Consider the following 11,342-nt stretch of genomic DNA (forward strand, 5'->3'; position numbering starts at 1 on the left):
CCCTGGATTCCCGCATTCGCGGGAATGACGAAAAAAGTGCAACGGCATATGTCCAATTCTTGATTCGAATGGCTATAGGATTAGGATGAGCCGTGGGAAGGCACGTCCATCAAGCGTGACTGATTGGCCACTTTTAAACTGGAACGACTAGGGTGAAGCAGGTTTGGTTTGATCTGTTTTTTCCAGCATGGATTTAACCTTCACCAGTGCCTCCTCCAAATCATAATTTTCCATCAATTCCGTCACCCTCGCCATCTCTTCTTCCAGGGAAGTGCCCTCAACAAGGGGAGTGAGTTTTTCAAGATCACTTCCCGCTTCGCTGTCATAAGCCTCCAGATTGGTTCGCAATATTTCAAGCAAGGGAATGATTCGGGAGAGGTCCAGAGGCTGAGGTCCTGATGGCGTTTTTTCCTTCACCTGTTCTTCCAGAACGGCAAGTCCTGTCAACACCTCTTCCAGTGCCCCCAAAACCGTTGGCAAATGGGCTTCGATCTCTGTTTTGTTTTGCTCTGCACACCCCTTTTCCAGCAGGGCCGCCGACTCCTGTAGCGTGGTTGCGCCCAGATTGCCAGCCAACCCCTTCAGGGTGTGGGCCAGGCGGGTGGCTGTTTTCAGATTACCGCTCTCCAAAGCTTGGCGGATTTTTTCTTCGAACCCCGACTCCTTCCTGTAAAACTTGATCAATAGTTTGTGATAGAGGGAAACATTGCCCAAAACGGTCTTGAGCCCGGCGGCGGTATTGATTCCGGCCATCTCAGGGAGCTGTAACGGACTGTTTTCAGTTGGGGCCGGGGAGGAGAGTTGGGGGAGAGCGGCAGAGTCCACCAACCCTGAAGGGGTTATCCACCGGGCCATGGTGGCAAACATTTCCTGCACATGGATCGGCTTGGCGATGTGGTCGTTCATGCCAGCCGCGATCATCTGCTCCCGATCCCCGACCATGGCATTGGCGGTCATGGCGATGATGGGCAGTTGATTGAAAGCAGGCTGTTCGCGAATTTTTTCGGTCGTCTCAAAACCGTCCATGATCGGCATCTGAATATCCATCAACACCCCGTCGAAGGTTCCAGAGGCCAACTTTTCCAGAGCCTCCAGGCCATTGTTGGCCACCTCTGCTGTGACCCCTCCTCCGGCCAGCAGATCCAGGGCCAGCTCCTGGTTGATCTCGTTGTCTTCCACCAACAGCACCTTGGCCCCACGCAGGTTGGTGGCCATTTCTGCCAGGGACTGGAGGGGGTTGGGGGGTTTGTCGGTTCGAGGGCGCGCCTTGGCGTGGGTCTGAACCGTGAGTTGGATGGTGAAGAAAAAGGTGCTGCCCTGATCGGGTGCACTCTCCACCCCAATCCGGCCACCCATCATTTCCGTCAGATGCTTGCAGATGGTCAGCCCCAAACCGGTGCCGCCATATTTGCGGGTAGTGGATGAATCGACCTGGCTGAAAGATTTAAACAGTTTTTCCTGCTGTTCGGGGCTCATGCCGATGCCGCTGTCCTGGACCCAAAAGCGCAGCACGATTTTTTCCCCGTGGCGCTCCTCCACCGAAGCCCCCACCACCACCTCTCCGGAATCGGTAAACTTGACGGCGTTGTTGCCAAGATTGACCAGGATCTGTCCCAACCGCAGGGGATCTCCCACCAGAGCGGTGGGGAGTTGTGGATCGATTTGGAAACGCAGGTCGATCTTTTTTTCCCTGGCTTTGATGCCCACCAGATTGGCCAGGTTGTCAAAAACATCTTCGAGATAAAAATCGATCGCTTCTATCTCCAGCTTGCCCGCCTCGATTTTGGAAAAGTCGAGAATGTCATTGATGATCCTCAACAAGGATTCTGCGGATCGATGGACTTTGCTGACATAATTGCGTTGGTGATCGTCCAGGTTGGTCTGCAGGGCCAAATAGGACATGCCGATGATGGCGTTCATGGGGGTGCGGATTTCGTGGCTCATGTTGGCCAAAAAATCGGACTTGGTCTGACTGGCCGATTCCGCCGCCTCTTTGGCCTGGATCAAAGCGCTTTCCAAGGCCTTGCGGTTGGTGATCTCTGATACGGTGCCCACCATCCGGGTCACCCGACCATCCTCAGACCACTCCACCCCGGCTCCCTTGGAATGCACCCATTTCATCGTGCCATCCGGAGTGATGATGCGGTATTCCAGATCATATTTTTGATGCAGACCGGCCCGGTATTCGTGACCATAGGTCAGTACCCGCTCCAGGTCATCCGGGTGGAGCCGATCCAGCCAATCTTTTTGGAAGCGGGGAGCCTGGTCAGGAAGATAGCCATAAATTTCAGCCTCAATAGGGCTGCTGATCTGCTCGCCGGTATCGATATTGATGTCCCACAGACCCAGGCGACCGTTGGCCAAGGCCATCTGCAGGCGGGTTTCGTTATCCTTGAGGACCTTTTCCACCGCCTTGCGGTCGCTGATATCTTCTTTTACCGCCAGATAGTGGCGCACCACGCCATCGGGATCTTTCAACGGCGAGATGGTGGCAGACTCCCAAAACAGGCTGCCATCCTTTTTTCGGTTTAACAGCTCTCCAAACCAGACCTGCCCCGCCAGGATGGTACGCCACAATTCCCGGTACACCTCGGGGGCCACTTTCCCCGATTGCAGTAATCTTGGATTGAGTCCGATGACCTCTTCCTGTTCATATCCGGATACCCGGGTAAAGGCCGGGTTAACATAGTCGATGGTGCCTTTGGTATCGGTGATGATGACAGATGCCGGGCTCTGCTCCACCGCACTGAGCAATTTTCGGCTTTCATTTTCAGCTTTCTTTCTCTCCTGGATCTGACGGCGCAGGCTCCAGTTCCAGATCAGAAAGAAGATGACCACCACAGAGGTCACCAGCAGGATTTGCAGAATGGCTTTGGGGTCCGACCTCTTTTCCACGGTCACCGCCGACCATTTTCCCAGAATGGCCTGGCGCTCCCTTTTGTCCATGTGGTTGATGGCCTTTTCCAGCAGTTGCGCAAGCATCGGCCAGTCGCTGCGAACCCCCATGGAGAGATCCATCTGCAGGTGGGTATGTCCGGAAACCTGTAAATTGGTAAAGCCGCTCTCCTGAATGTAATGACCTGCCGTCAGCAGAGAGTCGACATAGGCATCTGCCTGATTTTGGGTCACGGTGAGCAGAGCATCCTGAACCGTGGCCACCGGCACCTGAATGATGCCCGGATAGGTCTCACGCAACACCTCCTCAAGCCAATAACTCTTGATCACAACGATCTTTTTCCCTTCCAGGGCGGAAAGATCATCGATAAAGGGGGACCCTTTATTGGTAAAAATCACCGCTGGCAGTGACAGATAGGGAGAGGTGAACGTGGTATATTTTTTCCGATCAGGGGTGGCCACAGCGGCTGAAAGCAGATCCACTCGATGGTTTTTGAGATCTTCGACCAATTGGGGCCAGGTTCGGCCGTGGGTGGGTTTGAAGGTCAGACCTAAAATATGTGAAAGGGCGTCCAGATATTCCCAGGCAAGCCCGGAAAACTGCCCCTGGGAATTCCTGAATTCGATGGGTGCAAAGGCCGGATCGGAAGCCACTTGAATGATGGGGTGGTGTTCAATCCACTCCCGTTCTTCCCGGGTCAATTCCAGGGGCGCGCGTTTTTGTTTGCTCTGGGCACCCGTCCACGCCTGAAGAATGGCGGTTCGTTCCTGGGGGGTGATGGCCGCCAGGGTTTTATCCAAAATATCGCGCAAAATCGGCCAATCCTTGCGCACACCGATGGCATTGATGGAAGCGGTCTGTTGGATGGTGGCATATTCAGCCAAATTGGTGATCAAGGTTTCCCTCGCAGCGTGGAGGGCGACGGCCCGATTGCCTATATAGGCATCGGCTTTCCCTTTGGAGACGGCCTGTAGCGCATCCAGGGTTTTCGGGTATTCCTTCACCCGAATTTCGGGGAACTCCTTTTTGAGGACGGAGACAATAAAAAAGCCTTTTTCCACCGCCACGCTTTGACCGGAAAGGCCTTTGAGAGTACCAGCCTGGGGGTCATCCCGACGGGCAAAAATGCTGTGGGGAACCTGGATGTAGGGGCGGGTAAAATGGAACAGATGTTCCCGGTCCGGGCGGGGGGTGATATCCATCAGGGCATCCAAACGTCCGGCTTGAACATCCCCATAAATCTGTTTCCAAGGGCCGGGAAAAATCTGCAATACATTTCCCAGACGCCTGTTCAGGGCTTGGATAAAGTCCACACCGATGCCATGGGGCAGGCCATCCTGGCTGACAAAATCCATGGGGGGCCATTGATCGTTGATGGCTATTCGGATGGTGGGATGCTGTTCAAGCCAGGCCCTCTCCTCAGGGATCAGGGTGTTCAGGGTGGGGGGTAAGGGGCCTCCGGATGAGGGGAGCTTGAGCGCCTTGGCTGGCAACCAGGGCTCGAACAGCCGCAGCTTTTGTGTTTCGGAAACAGCTCCCAGGACTTTGTCAAAAATGCTGGCCAGCTCAGGCCAATCCTTGCGCACCCCATAGCGCTGGCCATTGAGTCCAGCGCCATAAAGGGAGGCCACTTCCAGATTGAGCAGGCCGTTTTCCTGGGCCAGATGCAGGTTGATTCCCAGCACCCCGACATAGGCGTCAGCCTTGCCCGTGGCCACAGCCATGAGCCCTTCCAGGGCGGTTTTGACCATCAATGGTTTGACACGGGGGTGTTCATCCAAAATGGTTTGGGAAGAGGAATACCCCTCCACCAATGCGACCAAACGACCATCCAGGTGGGCTTCGGAGGTGATTTGATCTTCCCCTGTGCGGGTCATGATCACCAGGGGTGTGGGGAGATAAATGTCGGTAAAATGGACGAAGGCTTCCCGTTCCGGCCGGTGGGACATGGTCACCACCACATCCACGCTGCGTTCCCGCACGCCCTGGACAATTTCCGGCCACGCCAAGCCCGGGACCACCTCCATGGTGAGGTCCAGCTCTTCGCTGAGGAAGCGGCTGAACTCCATGGCAATGCCACGGTAGCGCCCTTGATCGTCACGAAAGCTGTAGGGGGCGTAGTCGGAATCGACCCCAAGGCGGATGTTGGGGTGGGCGTTTAACCAAGCTCTCTCCTCCTGGGTCAGGCCATAATCAATATGGGCGCGGCTCTCGGCTTGGCCAACACCGGGAGCCATTCCAAATAGAAAAAAGAATACAAAACCAAATAGATGTTTTTTCATGTCCGCAGCCGCTTAAACCTAAATCCGGCAGTTAGGCGTACGTACATGCCCCAGCCTCTTAATCCACCAAGCAAATCGGGAGAAAGTCTTGTGACCAATAAGGTGACAGCGATTTCTCCCAATTCACTATGCGAACCAATATTCTGCACCAGCCACACACGCCCAACTGCCGGATTTAGGTTAAACAGCTGAGGCCAAGAGAGAGGATCATCGAGGCAGGTTGCCGGTGTGAGGGGATGATTCAGGCAGGTTAAAATATTATTTTCTTTCAGGTGGGGCACTTTCAGGGGGTTGATGCCCATGCCTTGATCTGCAAATGGCGGGATGGCAGCGGGTGCAAAAATCTCCACTACTCCTTCAGGGGTATCGGGAGAGCTTATTTTTGCCATTATTTTTTCCCAAACATTTCAGTGACCTGAAGCCTATAGCAGTTCTATCTCAAAATTGGACATTTTTCCCTGACTCGTCATCCCCGCGAAGGCGGGGATCCAGGGAGTGATGATTGCCCTTAAGGAAAAACCAAATCTTCAAGAAAGACCGGTGTTTTGCTGAAAGTGAAGCAAGATTTGGAAAAGTTCGTGCCAGACACTCTGGATTCCCGCATTCACGGGAATGACAGCAATAGTGCAGCGGCATATGTCCAATTCTTGATTCGAATGGCTATAAAACAAAAGCGTTGGAAAAGAGGTGGATCGAAAAAAACAGCCACTATCCGACCCCGGTTTTTTTCCCCAACAGTTCATAAACCAATGGCAAAAGCTCTTTTCTGGTAAAGGGCTTGGATAAAACTTTGGCAGCACCAAGCTGTTTGATAATGGGGAGTGTTTCCGCTGCGGAGATGCCACGCCCCCCCCCGGAAATGCCGATGATTTTGATGCCTGGATGGCTTTTTCGCAACGCTCGCAACAGCATGATGCCATCTGTCTCCGGCATGAAAACATCGCTGATGATCAGGTCAAAATGGGTCTTTTCCAACAGGTGTAATCCCTCTTTCCCGTTGGTAGCGGTCTCGACACTCAGCCCCTCCATCAACAAAATTTCCTTTAAAAATCCAAGAAATTGTTCGTCATCATCGATGACCAGAATCTGCCCCATGTTCACTCCCTTGTTTGATTTGAGTATAAAGTGGTCATCATTCTGTGCCATTCTTGAAGGCGTTGTGCAATGTATTGGCCAGTTTTTCGATCAGAACAGGCTTTTGCAGGAGACCGGTGACGCCCATCTCCCGAATCTGCCGGGGGGTCAAAGAGTGGTCGTTTCCGGTGCAGAGAAAAATGGGCAAATCCGGTCGGAGGGAAAACATCCGATGGATTAGATCGCTACCTTTCATATGGGGCATCTCCTGGTCGATGATCGCTCCTTTGGCGCAGTCCACATTTTTCCGGAGCAGCTCAAGGGCCAGGTTGGGGTCGGAGTGAGCCAAGACATCGTATCCCAACCACTCCAACTGGGCCTTCCCCATCTCCAACAGGGCTTTATCATCATCTACCAACAGGATGGTCCCTTTTCCCTTGGGAAGGGCCTGCCTGGGGTTTTCAGCGGTTACCGGGGGCTTTTTTGCGGCGCCAGCTTTCGCCAGGGGTAGATAGACCCGGACCACGGTGCCTTTTTGTGCCTCACTTGAAATCCAGAGGGCTCCATCATGGTTTTTAACGATGCCATGCACCACCGAAAGACCCAGACCGGTTCCATGGCCGACATCCTTGGTGGTGAAGAAGGGGTCGATCACTTTTTCCAAGAGATTGGCGGGGATGCCACAGCCGTTATCCTCTACCGTCAAGAGGACATAGTGACCGGGATCAATGTGCAGGTCGTGGCTCAAGGGGGAAGCTACTTCGGTCTCCTCCAAGGCGATGATCAGCTCTCCGCCCTTTTGCCCCATGGCTGTGGCCGCATTGATGCAAAGATTCATCACGATTTGCTGGATCAAGGTGGTGTTGGAATGGATGACCGCTTTTTGGGCCACGATGCGAGGCTGAATGTGAATGTTGCCGGGAATGGTCGCCTGGATCAGCTTGAGGGACTCCTGGATGACAGGGGCCAATTCCAGGTTTTCGGTTTTTTCCTTGTCTCGACGGGCAAAAATCAAAATGCGCGCCACCAACTCCTTGGCGCGTATCCCGGCCTTGAAAACCTGGTCCAGGTGGTTTTTGGTCTGGGAATGATCAGGGACAGTATCCCGAGCCAGGTCAGTGTATCCGAGGATGGAGCCTAAAATGTTGTTAAAATCGTGGGCGATGCCCCCGGCCAAGGTACCGATGGCTTCCATCTTCTGAGATTGACGAAGCTGCATCTCCAGGCGATGGCGCTCTGTGATATCTGAAAGCAGGCAGTGGGTTTGGAGAAAATTTCCATCCGGATCCCGGGTAATGCGGCCTTCGAAAGAGACCTGAATCGCAACACCGTCGTGACGGACTATTTCAAATTCAACGCCATGGTTTTCCCCGGTTTTTTTAAATTCAGCAAACTGATTCCGAAACAGGGCTTGATCATCCGGAGGGAGAAAATCGCCAAACCATCGGCCCAGAACCTGTTGTGGCCGATCAAAGCCCAAGGTAGCCAGCCAGGCTTTGTTGACGGCAATCAAACGGCCTTCGGCATTCAAGGATTGGTAGGCCAGAGGGGCATTTTCGTAGAGATTGCGAAACCGGCTCTCACTCTCTTTTAATTTTTCTTCGGTTTGGACCCGCTCGGTGGTATCCCGCCCCACCCCACGGTAACCCAGGAGCTTTCCTGAGCTATCGAAAAAAGGGCGGCCACTGGATTCCAGGATGACCCGCCGGCCATCCTTGTGCAGATTGATGTTGACCAACCCTTCGAAGGATTTTTCAGACTGGATGAAAGCCTGGTACAGAGGGCGGATTCTTTCGGCCTCTTGTGGTGGCATGAGATCAAAGCCGGATTTTTGCCCTGTAATCTCCTCTGGGGTATAGCCCAGGATCTCCTCCACCTGGGGGCTGGCATAGGTAAAATGGCCTTCCAAATCCGATTCCCAGATCCAGTCCGAGGTGGTTTCCAACAGATCCCGATAGCGCTCTTCACTTTTTCGCAGGGCTTCCTGTTCCCGCTCAAGATCCTTGATTTTTTTATCCAGCTTGCGGGAGAGCGATTCCACATGCAGGCGATCCAACGGGGCCTTTTGATTCAGCAGGTTGGGCCTGGGAAGTTTTGATGCTTGGACTGAGCCCAGTATTTCCCGGATGATTGAGACAAAATGGTCGACCTCCAGGGGCTTGATGATAAAACGCGAAGCGCCCAGCTCCATGGCAAAGCGTTCATCTTTGGGGTCTGTGTAGGTCGCGGTATAAAAGACGAGTGGAATATGGCAAAGAGCCGCATCTTCCTTGATGGTCCGGCAGAGATCAAAGCCATCCATTTCCGGCATGAGGATGTCGGTGATGACCAGGTCGGGCTGTTTTTGGCGAATGGCGGCCAGGGCTTCCTTGCCATTGCTTGCGGTTTCTACCCCATACCCCTGGGATATCAAGACCGTTTGTGCCAGCAGTCGGGCATTTTCATTGTCGTCAACAACCAGGATGTTCACCTCTAATCCCCAATAATTTTTTGAATTTGAGAGACGACCTTTTCCGGATCTATGGGCTTTTCAATATAGCCGGTACAGCCGGAAGTCAGTAGCCGTTCCCGGTCACCGCTCATGGCCAATGAGGTCATGGCGATTACCGGAATCGGTTTTTTCCCCTGATCGCTCTCTTCCTGGCGGATACGTTGAAGAACTTCCGTGCCTTGAATGTCAGGGAGTTGGATGTCCAAAATAATAAAATCAGGCTGATTATTGCGCGCCATGGCTACCCCGTCCAGGCCGGTTTCAGCGCGTAAGGTAGCGTAACCGCTGGCTTCCAGAATAAAGGTGACCAGCTCCATGTTGTTGTCATCATCCTCAATGATCAACGCTGTTTTCATGGGGTTGCTCCCTGGCTGGAGGGAGGTGCGATCTGGCGGGCATCCATGGGAATGGTCAACATGAAAGTGCTGCCATAACCTTCCCGGCTGGTGGCCGACACCTTGCCCCCCAGAAGATCAGTAACGATCTTTCGGGTGAGATAGAGGCCCAAGCCGGTTCCGGGGGCATTGAGGCGGCGGGTGGCTTCCAGACGCACAAAGCTGTCAAAGAGGCGGGGCAGCTCTTTTTCGCTGATACCGACTCCCGTATCGGTCACCGCGACTTCCAAAAATCTCCCCGCCTGGGAAATATTCAGCATGATACGGCCCTGGGGGGTATATTTGACCGCATTGGAGAGATAATTGAGCAGGCACTGCAAAAGGCGTTTGCGATCCGTCACCAGGGTTAAGGTTTCGGGATAGTTGGCCATCACCTCCAGCCCTTTTTTTTTCGCTTCCCCGGCAATGGTATCCAAGGCTTCCTGCACCACCTCTTCCAGTAAAATCTCTTCGGGATGGGTCTCCAGGTAGCCCGCTTCGATTTTGGAAATATCGATCACATCCACAATCAGCGCCAGCAGGTGTTTGGCAGAACCATATGCCCGGCCCAGATGATCTTTTTGGCGATCATTCAAAGGCCCGCTCATCCCCTGGAGCATGACGCCGATGAAGCCGATGATGGCGTTGAGGGGGGTGCGTAGTTCGTGGGACATGGAGGCGATGAAGAGAGACTTGAGCCGGTCCAGCTCTTTGAGGCGTTCGTTGGCGACTTCCAGTTTTTTGGTGTGGCTGTAGAGGCTGAGGTGGGTGCGGACCCGGGCCAGGACAATGGCGGGGCTGACCGGCTTGACCAGATAATCAACCGCCCCATATTCAAACCCCTTGGTTTCGTCTTCCAGCTCGGATTTGGCGGTGACGAACAGAATCGGGATGTCTCGGGTGTTCTTATCCTGTTTGAGAATCCGGCAGGTTTCGTAGCCATCTGTTTCCGGCATCATGATATCCAGCAAGATCAAGTCCGGGGGGGGGGTCGAATGGGCCGCCTTGATGGCTATGCGGCCATTGGTGGCCAGCTGAATCCGATAGAATGGACTGAGAATTTCCTTCAGGATATCCAGACTCTGTGGCTGATCATCGACGATCAGGACGGTTTTTTGGGTGGCTGGTTTCTGCCTGGCCATGGGGGTGATTCCCTCTGCTTGGTCAAATTCAAAATAAAAAGGGTGCCAAATCAAGTTTTAAAGCGGCAATGGCTGGTCTTGATGATTGTTTTGGTCCATTGGAAAACCATCTGCCCCCCTTTGACATCGAATCTTGGCGATGGCCTCTATCAGCGCCTCTCCAGAGAGTGTCAAGTTTGGCTGACAATCTGCATTTATGTGATGTTTTTCCCACACTTGCACCCCCCACTTTATCATAAATTTTGCTTTTCAGGTGAGATTATCAGCGATGATTTCGGATGGATTTTGATTTTTTGGCCAGAGGTCCAGCCCAACCCTTCTACTCGGTGGTGATCTTGCTGATATCAGGTTTTGGCTTGGCTGCCGGGATGCAGCTGGCATGGGCAGCCTGGTTGAAGGTGATGAAGGGGGGGTGGGCTGAAATAGCGGTTTTGGTGGATTTTAAAATCGAGGCGAGGGAGGGTGCCGTCTCCACGATGGCGCTGGGGCTGCCGGTGATGATTCCGGCGATTTCCGCTGTTTTCATTTTCCTGACATTCATTCCATGGGAATATCCCCGGTTACCTCCTCCCCGGAAAGGATATTCCCACCAAAATCAGGGCAAAAATTTACTCAGCGCCCCTACCCCAGCCACGCCCCCCCCCAATCCGATATACCGCACTGCGGATGAAGGGCCAGATGGAGGTGAGTACCTGCTTCCAATACCAAAAGCGTGCCTTTTTAGCTCCAAATTCCCCAACGACCAGATAAAACTCCTCCTCCAGATCCCCAGGCACGGTTTGCCGCTCTTTTTTGGGCAGGAAGAGAACAAGGAGCTGAAGTTTCACCGTTTTTCATTGCTACCAACAGGACAAAGGGTATGAAAAATCGCGCGTCATAAGGCAAGCTTTGTGTGAATAAAGCTGCCTTGCTTGCTGGTGATTGATAAGTCTTATTCCCTTTTAAAATCGTAACTATTCAGCACCCTGCCGCAAATAAGACTTGACAGCCTTTTTGGTCTGAAAATGGTAACTGCTCTCCCCCTATTTGATTTTGCCAGCCAAAGCGATTTGAATGGCGATCAATGGGTTGACTCCCTGTTGA

Annotated in this window: 8 protein-coding genes; all 8 read right to left on the minus strand. The window is 53.2% G+C overall.

The window, feature by feature from the left end:
* Positions 1–147 precede the first annotated feature (147 nt).
* The 8 genes from HQL52_18685 to HQL52_18720 all read right to left on the minus strand — a co-directional run bounded on the left by HQL52_18685 (position 148) and on the right by HQL52_18720 (position 11,086).
* On the minus strand, positions 148–5,178 hold the full coding sequence (locus HQL52_18685) for a transporter substrate-binding domain-containing protein (protein ID MBF0371472.1): 5,031 nt from the start codon (positions 5,176–5,178) through the stop codon (positions 148–150).
* Entirely contained in the window at positions 5,175–5,567 is a 393-nt protein-coding gene (locus HQL52_18690; GenBank protein ID MBF0371473.1) for a hypothetical protein, read from the minus strand. The genes HQL52_18685 and HQL52_18690 overlap by 4 nt, the downstream gene beginning before the upstream one ends.
* A 319-nt stretch (positions 5,568–5,886) precedes the next feature.
* Positions 5,887–6,273 (minus strand): response regulator, encoded by a 387-nt coding sequence (locus HQL52_18695; protein MBF0371474.1) that lies wholly within the window; start codon positions 6,271–6,273, stop codon positions 5,887–5,889.
* A gap of 37 nt (positions 6,274–6,310) precedes the next feature.
* On the minus strand, positions 6,311–8,722 hold the full coding sequence (locus tag HQL52_18700; protein ID MBF0371475.1) for a PAS domain S-box protein: 2,412 nt from the start codon (positions 8,720–8,722) through the stop codon (positions 6,311–6,313).
* A gap of 2 nt (positions 8,723–8,724) precedes the next feature.
* The gene (locus tag HQL52_18705) at positions 8,725–9,099 is read right to left on the minus strand and encodes a response regulator (GenBank protein ID MBF0371476.1); all 375 of its coding nucleotides are present in this window, start codon (positions 9,097–9,099) and stop codon (positions 8,725–8,727) included.
* The gene (locus HQL52_18710; protein MBF0371477.1) at positions 9,096–10,259 is read right to left on the minus strand and encodes a hybrid sensor histidine kinase/response regulator; all 1,164 of its coding nucleotides are present in this window, start codon (positions 10,257–10,259) and stop codon (positions 9,096–9,098) included. Before HQL52_18710 ends, HQL52_18705 begins: the two co-directional genes overlap by 4 nt.
* A 319-nt stretch (positions 10,260–10,578) precedes the next feature.
* The gene (locus tag HQL52_18715) at positions 10,579–10,800 is read right to left on the minus strand and encodes a hypothetical protein (protein MBF0371478.1); all 222 of its coding nucleotides are present in this window, start codon (positions 10,798–10,800) and stop codon (positions 10,579–10,581) included.
* Between the two features lie 67 nt (positions 10,801–10,867).
* Positions 10,868–11,086, minus strand: a complete 219-nt coding sequence (locus HQL52_18720) for a hypothetical protein (GenBank protein ID MBF0371479.1) — start codon at positions 11,084–11,086, stop codon at positions 10,868–10,870.
* Between the last annotated feature and the right edge of the window lie 256 nt (positions 11,087–11,342).

The sequence above is a fragment of the Magnetococcales bacterium genome, assembly GCA_015232395.1.
GTDB lineage: Bacteria > Pseudomonadota > Magnetococcia > Magnetococcales > JADFZT01 > JADFZT01.